Origin of the sequence: Geminocystis sp. NIES-3709 (assembly GCF_001548115.1) — a bacterium.
Lineage (GTDB): Bacteria > Cyanobacteriota > Cyanobacteriia > Cyanobacteriales > Cyanobacteriaceae > Geminocystis.
Genome location: NZ_AP014821.1, coordinates 3117697 through 3136708, shown reverse-complemented (window position 1 = coordinate 3136708; position 19012 = coordinate 3117697). Strand labels below are relative to the sequence as shown.

Here is a 19012-nt window from a genome sequence, read left to right as displayed (position 1 = left end):
CCAACTGCGTAAGGGTATATCCCTACCTATTAAAAAAAGATTTTGAGTGTTATTACTTATAATCTTGATTTATTATAGATGCTTTATGTTAGGATCAAGCGCAGTTATTTTTTGATTAACCAAATATAATATAGACTTAGATGGTTATATTGCTATCAAAAGTCAGTTAAATAAAATTTTATCTATTTACTTACTCGTTAAACACTGTGTCATCTACCACCATCAAACGACAAACTAAGAATAAAAAACCCCATAGCTCCAATTTTTTTGTGGGAGTGGCAAAAACTGCGGGAGGAACTTTTCTCGGTTTAACTTTATTAACGACATCGGCAATTGCTGGAGGAATGGTTGGTTTAGCAATTAGTTTTCGTAATTTGCCTGATGTAAGAGTATTGAATAACTATGTACCTTCCCAAACTAGCTATATTTATGACATAAAAGGTACTCTTTTGACAACCTTTCATGGAGAAGAGCATAGAACAACAGTACCTTTAACTGAAATATCACCGCAATTAAAAAGAGCAGTAATGGCGATCGAAGATAGTAATTTTTATAGTCATAAAGGGGTTAATCCCCATAGTGTGGCGAGAGCTGTAGTCGTTAATGTTCAAAGCGGTGGAGTGGTGGAAGGTGCATCAACCTTAACCATGCAATTGGTTAAAAATGTATTTCTCTCTCATCAAAGAAAGTTTTCCCGTAAATTAGCAGAAGCAGTATTAGCTTTACGAGTAGAGCAGGTATTTGAAAAAGATGAAATTTTAGAAATGTATCTCAATAATATTTATTGGGGTCATAATAATTATGGTGCAGAAACCGCCGCCCAAAGTTATTTTAATAAGTCAGCAAAGGATTTGAATTTAGCGGAGGGTGCAATGATGGCTGGTATAATTCAAGCCCCAGAAGTTTATAGTCCTTTTGCTAATTATGATATAGCGAAACAAAGACAGGCACTGGTACTTAATCGGATGGTGGATATAGAATGGATTACCCCAAAAGAAGCGGAAGAAGCCAAAAAAATTCCCATCTTAGTAGGTAAACCGAGAGCATGGCAAAGTAGTAAATTACCCTACGTTACTGATGCGGTTAAACAGGAGTTAATAGAAAAATTTGGGCAGGATACCATTACTAAGGGAGGCGTAAATGTTCAAACCACGATCGATTATAAACTACAAACTCAGGCAGAAGAAATTGTTAAAAATGCTCACCGTAACTTACGCAATTCAGGAGTTAGAGCCGATCAAGTTGCTCTAGTGGCGATCGATCCCCGTACTCATTTTGTTAAAGCGGTAGTAGGGGGTATTGACTACGAAAAAAGTCAATTTAACAGGGTGTTACAATCCAGAAGACAACCGGGATCTGCTTTTAAACCTTTTGTCTATTACACTGCTTTTGCCACAGGAAAATACACCCCTTATTCCAGTGTACCAAACTATTCCAGAGGTTTTCGAGAAGGGGGAGGATATTATTATCCTCAAAACTATGGAGGTGGCCGTGGAGGTGGAAATGTCAGTATTACCAACGCTTTAGCTGTTTCTCTAAATATTCCAGCCGTTGTGTTAGGGCAGAAAGTGGGATTAGATAAAGTAATCGAAGTTTGTCGTACCTTGGGCATTGAAAGCCCTTTACAGCCCGTTGTTTCTCTTCCTTTAGGCCCGATCGGTGTTACACCAATGGAAATGGCTAAAGCATACGCTACCTTTGCAAATAATGGTTGGCAATCGGAAACTACAATGATTATGCAAGTTACCGATAGCATGGGAAATAAAATGTTAGATAATACTCCTAATCCGAAATTAGTGTTAAATGAGTGGGCAACGGCTTCCTTAAATAGTACTTTACAAAATGTAATTCAAAATGGAACAGCTACCAATGCAAATATAGGAAGGCCGGCGGCTGGAAAAACAGGAACAACATCGGGGGAAAGAGATGTATGGTTTGTGGGTTATGTCCCTCAACTCTCTACGGCTGTGTGGATTGGCAACGATGATTTCAATCGTACTTTAGGAAAGGGAGTAACAGGAGGAGGATATGCCGCACCTATCTGGCGACAATTTATGAATACGGCATTAAAAAATGAACCTGTTAAATATTTTCCTTCATCTTCTGAATTTACTAAACCTAAGCCTTAATTTAACTAAATTAATGGTAGTTAAACCTATAAATAAGCTCAAAAATGTATCTTTCACTTATTGGTAACTTAATCGTTCCTAGAATATTAAGTTTCAATGTTAATGACGGTATTTTGTCTTGTTTTTTAATTGCTATTATTGAACCTTTAATATGGTTTATTATTTTAAAATATTTATCAATAAAAAAATTAGATGTAAAAATAATTATTTTAATTTGCATTTTAGCTAATGTTGTAAGTGGTTTTTTTGGAATTATATTTAGTTATGGTTTTCTCGATTTTAATCGGGCTTCTATTACAGTTAATATTATTTTTTCGGTAGTCGCTTTATTTATATCTAGTACTATAGAATTTGATATTAGTAAAAATTGTTTAAATCATAGATTTAATGTTACTAACAAGCAATCAATTTTAGTAATTTTTTACGCAAATCTAGTTAGTTATAGTTTTATTATTCCCTACATTATATTCATGTCTCTTTATAATCCTGAACCGAGTCAAATCGTAATGATAAATTATAGTCCAGATAAACAAATTAATAATATTTTTCGAGCACAATATCAATTTTATCAAGATAATAAAAAATTTATTTCTACGAATAACTTATTAATATATTTAAGGAAATATTTATCAGAAGATACTCAATATTTTCTTGAAAAAGTAAAAGAATATTGGCATTATGAAGCGATCGATCATCAAAATTTCGTTATGATTAAAATGATTCCCACAGAAATAGGATTTAATTATGGTTTACCTACTTATAGTTTTGTCATGAATAAATCGGGAGAAATTAGAGTATGTAAAACTAAAAAAAGTAATGAAATAAAGTTTATTGAAAAAGATAAATTTAATTGTTATAACTATGCAAAATTAATAATTAATGATTGATAATTCAACTTATTTGTGATTTTATCGGAATGGAATGATTATCAAAACCCTTGAAAAATATCTTGTCTGTTACAAATGCTAAATTTGATTTAAGGTAAAGAATTGTAAAAAATAAAAGCCCAATTGCTAAGAGAAGTTTAAATTCAGTGTCAAAATTGCATAATGGTTTTACCATTCAGAAATAAAGACTTAAATCAGATTAACTATGACGGCAACTCTTACTGACGAGAAAAAAATAGACTCTAAAAAAACATCCTTAACAATAGGCATCCCTAAAGAAATTTATCCCAATGAGTGCCGAGTTTCCGCTACGCCTGACACTGCAATTAAATTACAAAAACTCGGTTTTACTGTCTTGATTGAAACTAATGCAGGAGAAAAAGCCAGTTTTACCGATCGAGCTTATGAACAAGTAGGGTGTACAATTATTCACAATAGAGAAGAATTATGGCAAAAAGGGGATATTATTCTCAAAGTGCGCCCTCCCCAACCTGAAGAAGTGAATTTGCTAACAGAAGGTAAAACCTTAATTAGCTTTATTTATCCTGCTCAAAATGCAGAATTATTAGCCGAATTAAGCCAAAAAAAAGCCACAGTCTTTGCAATGGATGCGGTACCTCGTATCAGTCGAGCACAAAAATTAGATGCTTTATCTAGTATGGCAAATATTGCAGGTTATAGAGCTGTTATTGAAGCTGCCAATAACTTTGGTAGATTTTTCACTGGGCAAATTACTGCCGCCGGAAAAGTACCCCCGGCAAAAGTCTTGGTAATTGGGGCAGGAGTTGCTGGATTAGCCGCCATTGGCACAGCGAAAAGTTTAGGTGCGATCGTACGAGCATTTGACACTAGACTGGTAGTAAAAGAGCAAATTGAAAGTTTAGGTGGTGAATTTTTAGAGTTAGAATTTGCGGAAGATGGCTCAGGAGAAGGCGGTTATGCTAAAACCATGAGTAAGGAGTTTATCGACGCAGAAATGGCTCTATTTGCGGAACAAGCCCAAGAAGTTGATATTATTATTACTACTGCCTTGATTCCGGGTAAACCTGCACCAAAATTAATTACTGAGGAGATGGTGCGTAGTATGCGTCAAGGTTCTGTTATAGTTGACTTGGCCGCCGAACAAGGCGGTAACTGTGAAGTTACAAAACCTAATGAAGTTTATAAATATAATGGAATAACGATTATTGGGTTGACGGATTTACCCAGTCGCATGGCAAGTCAATCAAGTCAGCTTTATGGTACTAATTTATGGCATTTACTCAAAGATATGGGGGGTAATGACAACTTTATCGTTAACCTTGAGGATGAAGTGATTCGAGGTGCCTTAGTAACCTATCAGGGGGATGTAACTTTTCCACCACCAAAAATTGTTCAACCTTCCCCAACAAAAATCGTTATACCAGAAGCAAAAATTGTTACTTCTGAGAGTAAAAAAGAGAAAAAAAGCAATACCGGTTTATTATGGGCGGCTTTAGCTATTCTAGCTTTAATTGGAATTGGAGTCGGGGCACCTGAATCTTTCCTATCTCATTTTACTGTATTTATTCTTGCTGTTTTTGTTGGTTGGCAAGTTATTTGGAATGTTACCCCCGCTTTGCATACACCCTTAATGAGTGTGACTAATGCTATCAGTGGAATTATTATCATCGGTGGGATGTTACAAATTTCTGGTGAATCAGGTTCAGCTACAAGTATATTGGGTACGATCGCTATTTTAGTCGGCACAATTAACATTTCAGGAGGATTTTTAGTTACTCAAAGAATGTTAAAAATGTTCAGGAGAATTGACAATTGATAATTGACAATCAGAAGTTTTTAGAAATCAAAACAAATCCTATTCAAGATATATCTCTTAGTTTTGCGATTTGGATAATTAACTTATACAAGTATCTAATATCAGAAAAAAAGAATATGTGTTGTCAGAACAAATATTACCCTCACCCACAGCCATTGGTGCATTAGTCAGAGAGGCACAAAAAGGAGAAAGTAAAGCGGATTTTATTCATAAATTAGCGATTTCCCTTAAAGAAGCCTACAAAACAGGGTATTGGCTACTATTACTTTATAAAACTGATTATATCGAAGAAAAAGCCTTTGAATCACTATTATCTGACTTAAAAGAGCTTCTAAGACTACTAACAAGCATTCTAAACAGTGCCAAAAAAAATCAAAAAAATTAACTCTCAATTGTCAACTACCCATTTTACAAAATTATGAATACAAACCTCATTACCGTTGCTTATATTGGTGCTAGTGCACTTTTTATTCTTAGTCTAGCGGGGTTATCTAATCAAGAAACCGCAGAAAAAGGTAACGTTTATGGTATCGCTGGAATGGCGATCGCATTTTTAGCTACAGCCTTTAGTGCTGATGTTACAAATTACGCAACCCTCATTACTGCCATTATCCCTGCTGTGATTATCGGTGCGATTTTAGCCTCTCGTGTCGCCATGACATCCATGCCAGAATTAGTGGCAATTTTACATAGTTTTGTCGGTTTAGCCGCCGTGTTGGTAGGTGTTGGTAATTATTTACAGCCTGAATCTGGTTTAATAGGTTCAGAAGAATTTATCCATCAAATCGAAATTTATATTGGTGTCTTCATCGGTGCAGTAACTTTTACAGGCTCGATCGTCGCTTTTGGTAAATTACGCGCTATCATCAGTTCAAAACCTCTCATGTTACCTGCAAGACATTTTCTTAATTTGGGGATGTTAGGTGCAACTATCTACCTTGGTTATGCCTTTCTTAACACAGAATCAGGTTTACAACCCTTGTTAATTATGACAGGAATTGCCTGTTTATTAGGTATCCACTTGGTGGCAGCTATCGGTGGTGCTGATATGCCTGTAGTTATTTCCATGTTAAATAGTTATTCTGGATGGGCTGCCGCCGCCGCCGGTTTTATGTTAAGTAATGACTTACTAATTATCACCGGTGCATTAGTGGGTAGTAGTGGTGCTATCCTGAGTTATATTATGTGTAAAGCCATGAATCGATCGTTTATTAGCGTTATATTAGGGGGTTTTGGGGAAGGTAGTGGAAAAACCACAACTGTCACCACTACTCAAGAAGTTGGAGAAGCCGTTGCGACTAACATTGATGAAGTTGCCGATTTATTAGTTAATGCCAAAAGTGTCATTATCACTCCAGGGTACGGTATGGCTGTCGCACAAGCTCAACACGGAGTTTCTGAAATTACCAAAATTTTGAAAAGTCGTAAAGTTAACGTGCGTTTTGGTATTCACCCCGTAGCAGGACGTTTACCAGGTCACATGAATGTCTTATTAGCAGAAGCAAATGTGCCTTATGACATCGTATTAGAAATGGATGAGATTAACGAAGATTTCTCCATAACTGATGTCGTTTTAGTCATCGGTGCTAATGATACGGTTAATCCTAGTGCATTGGAAGATCCAAATAGTACCATTGCAGGAATGCCAGTATTAGAAGTTTGGAAAGCAGAAACCTCTATTGTGATGAAACGCAGTTTAGCCACTGGTTATGCAGGAGTAGATAACCCTTTATTTTATAAAGAAAATACGAGAATGCTTTTTGGTGATGCAAAAACAAATGTTGACGCTTTGTTAATGGCATTAAGAGAAAAAACTAACAAAAAAACTAAAACTGGTGAAAAAGTATTAATTATTGCCTAATTACTTCATTCTCTGAATTTTAATTGTTAGGTGGGCATTGCTCACCTTTTTTTTGTAAATCAACTTTATCATCTCAGTTCGAGATAAGATTTTAATCAGTCTTTCAATGAGAGGAAATTATAGGAGTTTCGTTAAACTGAACACAAAATTTGGTAGCCTTTTATCTTATATCCAGTAAAGACAGAAAAATAACTATAGAATTAATATGTTTGAAAAATTGACACCGCCAGAGGTTGGTAGTAAAATTAAGTTTGATAATGGTTTACCGATCGTACCTGATAATCCTATTATTCCCTTCATTCGTGGTGATGGTACAGGAGTTGATATTTGGCCAGCTTCAGAAAAAGTTATTGATGCAGCAGTAGAAAAAGCCTATGGTGGGAAACGTAAGATTAATTGGTTTAAAATCTATGCGGGAGATGAGGCTTGTGAAAAATACGGCACTTATCAATATTTACCTGAAGACACTTTAACTGCCATTAGAGAATATGGTATTGCCATCAAAGGCCCTTTAACTACTCCTGTAGGTGGTGGTATTCGTTCTTTAAACGTTGCTTTAAGACAGATTTTTGATCTTTACAGTTGTGTTCGTCCTTGTCGTTATTATGAAGGTACACCTTCTCCCCATAAAACTCCCGAAAAATTAGATGTGATTGTTTATCGTGAAAATACAGAAGATATATATTTAGGGATTGAATGGAAAGAAGGCTCAGAAATTGGACAAAAATTGATTAAAATTCTCAATGAAGAGTTAATTCCAGCTACCCCTGAACACAAAAATAAACAAATTCCTCTCGATTCAGGTATCGGTATTAAACCTATTAGTAAAAAAGGCTCACAACGTTTAGTTAGACGAGCAATTCAAAATGCCTTACGTTTGCCCAAAAATAAACAGATGGTTACTTTAGTCCACAAAGGCAATATCATGAAATATACTGAAGGTGCTTTTCGTGATTGGGGTTATGAAACCGCTACCACAGAATTTAGAGAAGAATGTGTTACTGAGAGAGAATCATGGATTTTAGGTAATAAAGAAGCAAATCCAGATATTTCTATCGAAGATAATGCTCGTAAAATTGAACCGGGTTATGATGGTTTAACCCCTGAAAAACAAGCCGTAATTTGTCAAGAAGTGAAAACTGTTTTAGAAGCTATCTGGAATAGTCACGGTAATGGACAATGGCAAGATAAAATTATGGTAAACGATCGAATTGCCGATAGTATCTTTCAACAAATTCAAACTCGCCCTGATGAATACTCTATTTTAGCAACTATGAACCTCAACGGAGACTATTTATCAGATGCCGCCGCCGCTATTGTCGGAGGATTAGGAATGGGGCCGGGTGCTAATATTGGGGATAACTGTGCTATTTTTGAAGCTACTCATGGAACTGCACCGAAACACGCTGGACTCGATCGCATCAACCCTGGATCTGTTATCCTATCAGGAGTGATGATGTTAGAGTATATGGGTTGGCAAGAAGCCGCCGATTTGATTCGTGCTGGTATTAGTAAGGCGATCGCATCTCGACAAGTTACTTATGATTTAGCAAGGATGATGACTCCTCCTGTTGAAACACCTTTAAAGTGTTCAGAGTTTGCTCAAGCAATTATCGACAATTTTGATAATTAATCTTTCTAAATTTAAGTTGATTATTATAAGAATTGTAAAGGGTATAGGAAGTTCTATTAGCTGTTTTTCCTATATTCCCCACTCCAATTAACCTTTTTTTCGTTACTTCCTTTACTTCAGATATAGATTTGTTATCTAAAGTTATGATCGAGGATTTGATAGAATTTTCTTGTAACTTATAATCAAACAATTGATTCGATCGACCACAGAATAGATAATTAACATTAACACGATTAATTTGATCGAGGATAATCCAAAGGAAAGTATCGGGAGTTAAAACTTCACTCACATTAACACTGCTACCATTTTTATTTTTACAATCACTGTCATTTATGATTAATTTTTTCCTGACTTTGACGTGTTAATTGTTCTATCATCGTTAAACAAGGAGAATTATTGTCACCTAATTGATTTAACCACAGGAGATATTCAATATTTCCTGCAGGTCCAGTTATCGGTGACCATGTTAAACTTTGATATTGCCATCCTAATGTCATCGCTTCTGTTAATACTTCGTAAATGGCAGAGGCTTGTAAACGGAAATCCCTCACTACTCCATTTTTCCCGACTTTATCCTTACCAACTTCAAACTGCGGTTTTACTAATAATATAATATCCCTTGGTTCGGCTAATAATTCCCATAGTTTACCTAAAACTTTAGTAAGGGAGATAAATGATAAGTCCATTACTCCTAAATCGGCTTTTTTCTCATTCTTGTATAGTTTTTCGATCGTAAGATGTCTAAAATTTGTCCTTTCTAATAATATCACTCGATCGTCTTGTCGTAATTTCCATGCTACTTGTCCATATCCCACATCTACTCCATAAACTTTACTGGCACCTTGTTGCAAAAGGCAATCAGTAAATCCTCCTGTCGAAATACCCCCATCAAGACAAATTCTCCCCTCTACAGTGATGTTAAACTCCTGTAATGCTTTAACTAACTTTTCTCCCCCCCTGGAAACAAAAGGAGGCTCTTGCTCCACTTCAATTATGCTATCAATGTCAATTAAAGTGCCGGGTTTATCAATAATTTGTTCTTTTACCCTTACTTTTCCTGCACGAATCAATTTTTGAGCGATCGATCTTGTATCACATAATTGCTTATCTGTCAAGAGTACATCTATTCGTTCTTTAGGCATTTTTTTATTTTAACCGAAAGTGCAACTCAACAATTATAAACTGATAGTATTGGCTTAAGAGTTATTCAGGTTGATAAAACGAAATCAACATCTGTCTTTTAATATTCTAACAAGGGAATTTTGGATTAGGATTGCCCACTCTACTCAACTATTTTTAGGATACTCGATTTAATTTTAATTTGTAGCAAAAATCTCCTTAATTAACCAGTGATTTGCATACCTATTTAAAACTACATTAATGGCATCCGCTACGCTAACTTCTAAATCATTTTGATTAATTGCTACTATCATTTTATAAATTAATTCAAAGATAACTCTTATTTCTTTATCTACTATTAAAAACGATCCATTTTCTGTATAATTTAATTTTTCAATTTCGAGTTTCCCACCTTTACCAGTAATCTCTCCTTCTTGTTTATCTCTCAATAAATAAAACTTGATATTAGGATATGAGATAATTAATTCATTAAAATTTTTAATTCTGGAAGTAAAAGCACTACCTCCGATATTTAAAAAACCAACAACTAATTTTATTTTATTTCTGGTAATTAATAAATGTTGAGGAATTACTCTTTTACCTAAAGCCAAATGATCTAATTCTATCTTTGAATCATAGCTTTTAAATGCCTCCATAATTGTCACTAATTTTCCATACTCATCATCATCAGTAATAATGTAAGCATTATGATATTTGTCAGCAATTAAACCTTCATTTTCTTCTAGGTAATTTAAAATAGTTTTTTCTACCAATGATAGTATTTCTTTTTTAGAAGATTTTTCTTGACGATTATTAACTTTTGCTTTGCTTTCTTCTACAGTTTCAAGCTCAAAGTTAAATTGGGATTGTTCTTCCTGTACTTCAGTATCTACAGTAACAGTATTTGGAGTTTCTGTTAATAATTTATCTAGGTTATTATCACTTAATAAGGGTGTGCAAATATGGGCAATTTGCCTTAAAGCATTTTCTAAACTAACTAATCTTTCTTCTACAGAAGTAAGGTTTTTAGACGGTAATTCTTCGGGTAAGGGTAAGTTTAAAACTCGATAATGATAGTAGTCTCCTGCTTTATTAATGACTTTTCTTATGGAAGATTGTCTTAAAATTACTTGTAAATCTTCTGGTTTAAATAACTCCTCTAAAGTTGTCTCTACTCGATCGCATTTCATTGCCAACATTGTTCTTAATTCATCTGCTGAAGGAGTTTGTAAATTTAGTTTATTAATCGATAATCTATCAATAGTAGAATCATCAAAATATCCTTGAAAACTTTGCCATCGATCGGGAAAAAGATTAACTACAATTAGCGAATGAGGAACATGGGTTATAATTTCTCTTAAAGCATTACCGAAACTGATGAGAATGTCGGGTTTATGAATAAGATATTCTAATTGATCAAAGATAATAATTAAAGGTTCATCAAGGGTGGATAATTGCCCAAATAAACGGATTCCTTCTAAGGCAAAATCATCTTTACTAAGATTATCTTCTTGCCAATTATTTAAGTCTATTTCTTCACAAATTTGACTGTCTAATTCATTGCCTGTTAACCATCTCCTTACTTTATCTTTCGTTTTAGGATCTCTATAGCTACAATATTTGATGATACCTTTAAGAATATTCGGGGCGTAACCACTAGCGGAATAATTATTCTCCCACCATTGAGTTATTTTGGTTTCTATATATTTCCAATTCTCTCGATTTTTTTGACTATTTTCTGCTCCTAAACGATCGTATAAAATTAGGCTATCATTTTGTAAAAGTTTTATTATTTGCTCTAATTTTTGGGTTTTATCTTCCTGCTGAATTAATGTTAAAATATTAGTGAAAACATGGGCTAAAAGTAAGTCTAATTGGGTACGTTGAGTGCCTTCGATGTCAACTTTTTGGGCGAAACTTTCTAATATCCTTGAGTAAATGTGGTGCATCACGGAGTTAGCATTATTGGGTTGACGCACATATAAGAGGCGATTGGTTTTTAATGTGGCTTTAGCTAACCGCATCATTAGGTGAGTTTTTCCGCTTCCTGCTTCTCCCAGTATTAATGAGCCTCGACTCTGTTGGTTTTCCCTATCTTGCTTGATTTCTTCCACTAGGGATTTCAGGTGATAGAATTGGCTTTTGTATATATGTTCAAAGTCTAAGTGATCTTGATAGGGATCATCCACACGACTGCTACTAAAGGGATTTTTTACAGAGGGTTTTGTCACAATTTGTTCGACTGTCATCGGTGTTTTCTTTTCTATTCGGGACTGAACAGTTAAGTATAAGTATAATTGTAAGGTAAATTGTGCATCATAACGAGCGCGATGGGCTTGAACTGTGTGAAAATAAAGGTTGTCCACTTGTAGGAAAAATTTACGGCAGAGGTTGCCTAGTTGATAACTGTGAAGGTTGGGATGTTTTTCTTGTGCTAATTCAAGGGTACAAATAAATGTTGTTGAAGGCAATTGTTGTCGGCATTTGCGGAAACTTTTATCAAGAATGGTACGATCGTGTTGGGAATTATGACAGATAATAGTCTGGTTGGGTAGGATATTTTGTAAGTCTTTGATGATTTCTGTTAAGGATTTGTGATTTAGTCTATTTGTTTTATTGCCTCTTGTTTTGACAAATGCTTCATAAACTAGCTTCCCGTCTTGGTTGATAATGGCTATTTCTGTGAGGGTGTCACTTCCTTCGGTATCGATAACAATAAATTCCATCATAAATATTTTCTAGTAAATTTTAACTACTGATACCGCTCCTGCAGAGCAAATAGGGCTAAAGTAGCAAAAAAGGGGATTTTATCCTCATCCTCAACCTTGAAGCACTGATTATTTGTACATTTTGTAATATTTTTTTTATCATTAGTGTTTTTATTATTTATTTAAAACGTCAGTTAATTTATGTCATTGGCAATTTTTTTGACTTCTGCACAGATGATGTGTAAAGGAATGTTATGCTTGCGCGCAACGATCGAGCAATCTTCATACTCAGTTTGAATATTAAGGATTTCTGAAGCATTTTTAGCTATTTTTACTCGAATATCGCCATATTTTGTTGTGATAGTCTTGATTTCTCTTTCTAAGGCTTTCCTTTGTTGAATTTGACGACGAATGCCGATCGTAGTAGTTTCTCTAAAGATAAGCATTTCACATTGATCAATTTTTTCCACGTCACAGATTACTGTTAATAAAATTCCTAGACGACTTTTTTTCATGGAGACAGGTTGAGTAAATACATCCTTTGCACCAATCTTTAGCAATTCTTCCAACAAATAACCGAAAATTTGAGGGTTAGTATCATCTATCTGGGTTTCTAAAACTGCGATGGTTTCTAAGTTATCAACAGTTTCTTTTTCCCCTAACCACAGCCTTAAAATATTTGGGATAGCTAAATCTTGACTCCCCGCACCAAAACCCATTTTCTTTAACTTCATTGAGGGAGGTTGTCCAAAATCTTCCGCTAAAGTGGTGACAATGGCGGCACCTGTGGGAGTAACTAATTCCTTATTAATGCCATTACTATAAATAGGGATTTGTCTAGTTTGCCATAATTGCAATACCGCAGGAACGGGAACGGGTAAAATACCATGATCAGCTTTTATTGTACCTCCTCCTGTGGGTAAAGCAGAGCAGTATAATTTTTGAATGTTTAGATAATCTAATCCTAAACAAGTACCGACAATATCCACAATAGCGTCTGTCGCACCGACTTCGTGAAAGTGAACTTTTTCTGGTGAAATACCGTGTACTTTTCCTTCTGCGATGGCTAGTTGTTGAAAAATAGCGATACTATTTTCTTTGACTTGAGGGGGTAAATTACCTTTATTGATGAGGTTTTTAATCTCAGGTAAATGTCGATGATGGTGGTGGCGATGATGATTTAAGTTAACATGAATTTTTGTAGCGGTTTGTCCTTGTCTTTGTACTGTTTCCTGTCTTAAGGTATATTCTTCATCAAAATTAAGACTTTTCAAGGCATGATCAATATATTCTAAGGGTACATCGATCGAAACTAAAGCTCCTAAAAACATATCTCCTGCAATACCTGTTGGACACTGTAAATAAGCGATGGTTTCCATAGCAATTATTAACCCTCAAAAAAATTTTTCTTGACTCCTTCTATAAGTTTACCTGAGAGAGCTATAAAATTTATGGGTGGAGGTAGCGATTAGCTCTTAGGGATTAGCTTTTAGCCTTTTTTTAATTCAAGAATAAGTAATCAATGAACAATGTTGACAAGAAATTTAATTTAACAATAGCTGATAAGCTAAGACGCATTGATTTGGTATATAATTTAAGTCAGAAAAGATAAAACTTAGGTGTGATTTATGCCTTCTAAAAATTTTTTGTCAGAGGAAGAAAGAAAGTATCTACAAGATGCTTTAAAAATAGAAAAGAGATCGGAAGTCAGGGAAAGAATTTTAATATTTTTATTAGAGAATGATGGTAAAAATTATCAAGAAATAGCAGTTTTTTTGGGTTGTTCCCCCAAAACGGTGGCTTACTGGGCAGTTCATGGTAATCCTAATAATGTAGATTCATTGCAAGATAAAAGAAGAAAAGGAAACCAAACAAAAGCAACGGATAAATATATTGAAAGATTATTAGAAGTAGTTGATAAAAATCCTGAAGATTTTGGATATGATTTTGGTCGATGGACGGGGCAAAGATTATCAGAACATTTGGAAAAAGAGACAGGAATTAAATTAAGCAAATCACAAGTAGTGAGGATATTAAAAAGAAAAAAGTATAGTTATATTTGGGGAAAATATAGTTTAGAAGACAAACAAAATCAAGAACAAAGAAAAGCATTTAAAGAAAAATTAGAACATTACATAGAAATAGGTAAAGAGAATCCTGAGTTAGTTCAAGTATGGTTTTGGGATGGGGCGTTTAAAGTGGCGAACTAAATTCGCCACACAGCCCCTCATGAATGTGGTTTTAGTTTAAGGGTGATAAGAAGAAAAACATGGACGAAAGAAGGAAAAAGAAAAAAGGTGAAGGGAGAAAGAAGAAGAGGAAGAGTAAATATCATGGGAGGAATAAGATATTCGGATAAAAAAAGAAGATGTTTTGTAATAAAAAAAGGTGATTCAGAAACGTTTTGTGAACAATTAAAAAAGTTATGGGAAGAAATAAAAAATGAATGGGTAAGTAAGGGAAATGATGAAAAAGATTTTAAAGAATGTGGTCCGAAAATAATCATAATATTAGACAACGCAAGTTTCCATAAAAAAAAGGAAATAGTAGAAAAAATAGAAAAAAATCTACCGAATATAAGACTAGAATATTTACCGGTATATAGTCCAGATTATAACTTAATAGAATTAGTGTGGCATTCGGCAAAGGAATATATAGCTTATAGAAACTTTGAAAATAAAGAACAGCTAGAAAAAACAGTAAATTACTTATTAAATGAAGGAGGTTTAGTAATTAATTGGAGTAAAAAATTTAAGAATAAGGGTGAATTAATCAATGTAAGTTAAATGCGTCTTAGCTTAGCAACCCTTTCGACAATATTTTTTCATCGAACAGAGGGTAAGTTTATCTTTAAAGTCGAAGTTTCTTTTTTAAGAATATTTTTATCTATTTTACACGATAAAAACTCGATCACAAAGTGGTGTCGCACGATCGAGCTTAATTTTTGCCTGAGAAAAAACATCACGTTAAAATCAGTAAAAGAGTAATTACTATATGATAAATTTTATGCTTAATACCATCACTTCAGATTATTCGATAAAACTATCTGAAATTCGTGCAGAAATTGCCCAACTACAACCTCAATTAGTTCACTGGAGAAGAAAATTACACCAATATCCCGAATTAGGCTTTGAGGAAGTATTAACGGCTGATTTTGTCGCAGAAAAACTGAGCGACTGGGGTATTGATTATCAAACTCAGGTAGCGAAAACAGGTATTGTTGCCACTATTCAAAGTCATTATCCCGGTAAAGTTTTAGGTATTCGTGCCGATATGGATGCTTTACCGATTCAAGAAGAAAATAACGTCTCTTACTGTTCTAAACATAAAGGTATTATGCACGGTTGCGGTCACGATGGACATACGGCGATCGCCCTGGGAATTGCCTATTATTTAGCCCATAATCGAGATAAATGGCAGGGAACAGTCAAAGTTATTTTTCAACCAGCAGAAGAAGGCCCAGGTGGTGCAAAACCGATGATTGAGGCAGGAGTGTTAATTAATCCTAGTATTGATGCTATAATCGGGTTACATTTGTGGAATAATTTGCCCGTAGGCACTATTGGAGTTCGGGAAGGTGCATTAATGGCGGCGGTGGAGTGTTTTAAATGTACCCTTTTCGGGAAGGGTGGCCATGGTGCAATGCCTGATCAAACCATTGATTCGGTGTTGTTAGGAGCACAAATAATCAATAGTTTACAAACGATCGTCTCTCGTAATGTAAGCCCGATCGATTCTGCGGTAGTGACAGTAGGACAATTTCAGGGCGGTACAGCTTTAAACGTCATTGCGGATACAGCTAAAATGAGCGGTACAGTACGTTACTTTAACCCCAAACTTGAAAAATTTATTGAGAAAAGAATCGAGACAATTATTAAGGGAATTTGTGAAAGTCACGGGGCAAAATATGATCTCGACTACTGGCAACTTTACCCTCCTGTTATCAATCATCCTCGTATTACTCAGTTAGTTAAATCTGTGGCGTTAGAAGTGGTAGAGACTCCTTTAGGTGTAGTGCCAGAATGTCAGACAATGGGAGGAGAAGATATGTCATTCTTTTTACAACAAGTACCCGGATGTTATTTCTTTTTAGGATCGGCTAATGTAAAAAAAGGTTTAAACTATCCTCACCATCATCCTCGTTTTGACTTTGACGAAACTGTTTTGAGTTTAGGAGTAGAAATATTTGCCCGTTGTGTGGAAAAATTTGCTGATTTTATTATCTAGGAAATTAGTCAATGATTACAAAAAACTATGGAAACAATTATAACTAAAAAGCAAACTATACCATTCCTACATTATTTGTGAGAATTTTAGATACTTTTAATTATTAAATTCTAATAGCTTAGTGCTAATTAAATATAATCATTTTAGGTGAACTAGATTAAGTAATTAAAGGTTAATTTTTCTTAGAAAACGGAGGTTAAATTGATCAATTGATAAAGATTTGGGTAGATTTTTTTGTTATATTTTCTAAACTCCTAGTCACTTTTTTAAGATGATCAAAAAGATTCACAAAAAGTATTGTCAACAAGAGTTAATATACCACGATCGGACATTAGATAAGGAACATTAACAAAAGCCTCTACGTTATTACGTCCTTCTTTTCCTAAAACATCATAGGTGTAGTTAGAAAAATAACCACCGTCTTCAGATTTAAAATTAAAAGTGATATAACCTTTTAGTCGAGAAGAATTATTGCAAGTTGGCATATTCACTCTTGCCGTGGCAGTTACGCCGCCAATATCATTTTTATAGACTTCCCCCGTTAAAATATACACATTCCCCGAATATTTATTAAAGATATAATCTACTGCTTTTGCAGATGACATAAAACTACCAAAAACAGCCAATCCAGTTATTGCCATAGAAGAATATTTAAAAATTTTCTTTTCCACAGTTGGAATTACTTTTGTTGGGTTCATTTTTTCTCTTTTTTTATTGTTTCATAATTAATATTTATAGCGTTTTTTACAATTATGAGGTGCTTTTTTTATTGCCTCTTACCTTTCAACGACAATCTTTGTACCTCACCAAAACGGGAATTGCTATATAATCCACATTCTGCAAAAGAATACATAGCTCATAAAAATTTTGAAGATAAACAACAGTTAGCAACGCCGTGAATTATTTTATTAAATTAAGGGAGTTTAGTTATTAATTAGACAAAAAAGTTTAAGAATAAGAGTGAATTAATCAATGTCAGTTAAATGGGTATTAGCTTATACGACACCTCAAAACGCAAAGAAAATTATCTTTATAAATTTACACAAGTAGCTATCTGATAACATTAAGAAATTTCTCATAAGCTATTAAACAAAATTAATCAGTATTAGAATTAACAATATTTATATCTTTTTAATAAAACTTATTAGAAAAAATGACACAACGAAAATTAAAAAGTGTTGTCCGCTATGCCAGTATTGATGGGGATTATCTCCAACGGCGACAACTTAGAAAAGGTGCTAATTGGACTCTTCTTTGGGGTTTGGGCGTGGGTGCCGTAATCTCAGGGGAATTTTCTGGTTGGAATGTTGGTTTAGCTAGTGGCGGTTTTTGGGGTTTATTTATCGCCACAATTTTGATGGCGACTATGTACTTATGTTTGGTTTATAGTATTGCTGAATTATCCGCCGCTTTACCCTATGCTGGTGGGTTTTATTCTTTTGCTAGATATGCTTATGGCCCTTTTATGGGATTTATTGCCGGTGTGGTAGAAGCTATTGAATATGTCCTCACTCCAGCCGTAATTGTTTATTTTATTGGTAGTTACTTAAGTACTATTTTACCTTTTATTCCTCAACCAATTTGGTGGATCGTTTTCTATACTTTATTTGTTTATGTTAATACTTTAGGTGTTAAAACTACCCTTAAAGTGGGTTTAATCACTACTTTAATTGCGATCGGCGTTTTATCAATATTTTGTCTGGCAGTGCTATTTAGCGGTAAATTCGATCCAAATATGTTATTTACCACTTCAGCCCCTGTGGGTAGCGGAATATTTAAGGCGTTACCCTATGCTATCTGGTTTTATTTGGCGATCGAACAAATACCCTTAGCGGCGGAAGAAGCGGAAAATGTTGTCAAAGATGTTCCTAAATCCTTAACTACTGGAATGTACACTCTATTAGCTCTTTCGATCGTAGTATTGATTTTTAATTCAGGAATTCCTTTGGAAATAACGACAGAATCAGGAGAAATACTTACAGGGGCAGGGGCTGTTGGTATATCTGGTGCCCCATTAGCAGATGGTTTTACACTGATTTTTGGAGAAGGAATCATCGCTAATTTTTTCACTTTTTTATGTCTTTTTGGCTTGATTGCTAGTTTTCATTGTATTATTTATGCCTATGGACGTGTACTATTTGCTATGTCCAGAGCTGGATATTTGCCCACATGGATTTCCGTCACTAATGACAATGGAAGTCCCGCTAGAGCCTTAATTTTAGGGGGTGGAGTTGGGTTAGGATGTACTTTTTTAATTAGTATTGTTGCCAACAATGCCAACTTAGGCCCAGCGTTATTAAACATGGCTGTAGCCGGTGCTGTTATTTCCTATGCGATCGTCTTATCCAGTTATATTCAACTAAAACTAAATCGTCGTAATCTTCCTCGCCCTTATAAAAGTCCGTTGGGATTACCCGGTGCTTTTGTGGGGATTATTTTAGCTGTCATTGCTTTTCTCGCTTGTTTTGCTAATCCTGATTACCGTTTAGCGGTGTTTTTAGTCATGGGATTTATTGGTGTATCTATTGCTTATTTCTGGTTTTTCAGAAGAGAAGGCTTAATTGCGGAAGCACCCGAAGAACAAATTGCGTTAACCAGTGAAAGTTAATGAATTATTAGTTATGTTTTGATGTACCGATAGATTTTAAAT

At 34.6% G+C, this 19012-nt stretch carries 13 protein-coding genes and 1 pseudogene; 9 read left to right on the top strand and 5 right to left on the bottom strand.

Annotated elements, in window-relative coordinates; translation table 11 throughout:
• Positions 1-206: 206 nt before the first annotated feature.
• From GM3709_RS13360 to GM3709_RS13335, 6 genes are all read left to right on the top strand, one after another.
• Complete coding sequence (locus GM3709_RS13360; protein ID WP_066120135.1) at positions 207-2129, top strand: transglycosylase domain-containing protein; 1923 nt, start codon at positions 207-209, stop codon at positions 2127-2129.
• 44 nt (positions 2130-2173) lie between these two features.
• The gene (locus tag GM3709_RS13355) at positions 2174-3016 is read left to right on the top strand and encodes a hypothetical protein (protein WP_066120133.1); all 843 of its coding nucleotides are present in this window, start codon (positions 2174-2176) and stop codon (positions 3014-3016) included.
• A gap of 205 nt (positions 3017-3221) precedes the next feature.
• Positions 3222-4814 carry a Re/Si-specific NAD(P)(+) transhydrogenase subunit alpha gene (gene pntA / locus GM3709_RS13350; protein WP_066120130.1) on the top strand — a complete coding sequence of 531 codons (1593 nt, stop codon included), beginning with the start codon at positions 3222-3224 and terminating at the stop codon, positions 4812-4814.
• A gap of 118 nt (positions 4815-4932) precedes the next feature.
• Positions 4933-5199 carry a four helix bundle protein gene (locus GM3709_RS13345; protein WP_231937567.1) on the top strand — a complete coding sequence of 89 codons (267 nt, stop codon included), beginning with the start codon at positions 4933-4935 and terminating at the stop codon, positions 5197-5199.
• Between the two features lie 33 nt (positions 5200-5232).
• Positions 5233-6675: a Re/Si-specific NAD(P)(+) transhydrogenase subunit beta gene (gene pntB, locus GM3709_RS13340; protein WP_066120126.1), complete on the top strand. Its 1443-nt coding sequence runs from the start codon at positions 5233-5235 to the stop codon at positions 6673-6675.
• Between the two features lie 205 nt (positions 6676-6880).
• On the top strand, positions 6881-8308 hold the full coding sequence (locus GM3709_RS13335) for an NADP-dependent isocitrate dehydrogenase (RefSeq protein WP_066120121.1): 1428 nt from the start codon (positions 6881-6883) through the stop codon (positions 8306-8308).
• Here GM3709_RS13335 and GM3709_RS13330 read toward each other — a convergent pair.
• The 4 genes from GM3709_RS13330 to larC form a co-directional block, all read right to left on the bottom strand.
• Positions 8286-8597: a hypothetical protein gene (locus tag GM3709_RS13330; protein WP_197671838.1), complete on the bottom strand. Its 312-nt coding sequence runs from the start codon at positions 8595-8597 to the stop codon at positions 8286-8288. The two genes, GM3709_RS13335 and GM3709_RS13330, sit on opposite strands and share 23 nt — an antisense overlap.
• Positions 8598-8634: 37 nt before the next feature.
• Positions 8635-9450 (bottom strand): TlyA family RNA methyltransferase, encoded by an 816-nt coding sequence (locus GM3709_RS13325; RefSeq protein ID WP_066120118.1) that lies wholly within the window; start codon positions 9448-9450, stop codon positions 8635-8637.
• A gap of 174 nt (positions 9451-9624) precedes the next feature.
• Positions 9625-12156: an exonuclease domain-containing protein gene (locus tag GM3709_RS13320; RefSeq protein ID WP_231937566.1), complete on the bottom strand. Its 2532-nt coding sequence runs from the start codon at positions 12154-12156 to the stop codon at positions 9625-9627.
• 173 nt (positions 12157-12329) lie between these two features.
• Complete coding sequence (gene larC, locus GM3709_RS13315; RefSeq protein WP_066120113.1) at positions 12330-13514, bottom strand: nickel pincer cofactor biosynthesis protein LarC; 1185 nt, start codon at positions 13512-13514, stop codon at positions 12330-12332.
• Positions 13515-13763: 249 nt separating this feature from the next.
• Here larC and GM3709_RS19250 point away from each other — a divergent pair.
• Together GM3709_RS19250 and GM3709_RS13300 are read left to right on the top strand one after the other, a co-directional pair.
• Positions 13764-14921 (top strand): annotated as a pseudogene (locus GM3709_RS19250) (IS630 family transposase).
• 220 nt (positions 14922-15141) lie between these two features.
• On the top strand, positions 15142-16362 hold the full coding sequence (locus GM3709_RS13300) for a M20 family metallopeptidase (RefSeq protein WP_066120110.1): 1221 nt from the start codon (positions 15142-15144) through the stop codon (positions 16360-16362).
• 275 nt (positions 16363-16637) lie between these two features.
• Here the strand turns inward: GM3709_RS13300 and GM3709_RS13295 are convergent, their stop codons facing one another.
• The gene (locus tag GM3709_RS13295; RefSeq protein WP_066120107.1) at positions 16638-17060 is read right to left on the bottom strand and encodes a hypothetical protein; all 423 of its coding nucleotides are present in this window, start codon (positions 17058-17060) and stop codon (positions 16638-16640) included.
• A gap of 455 nt (positions 17061-17515) precedes the next feature.
• On the opposite strand from GM3709_RS13295, the gene GM3709_RS13290 reads away from it, so the two are divergent.
• On the top strand, positions 17516-18970 hold the full coding sequence (locus GM3709_RS13290) for an amino acid permease (protein ID WP_066120105.1): 1455 nt from the start codon (positions 17516-17518) through the stop codon (positions 18968-18970).
• Positions 18971-19012: the final 42 nt, after the last annotated feature.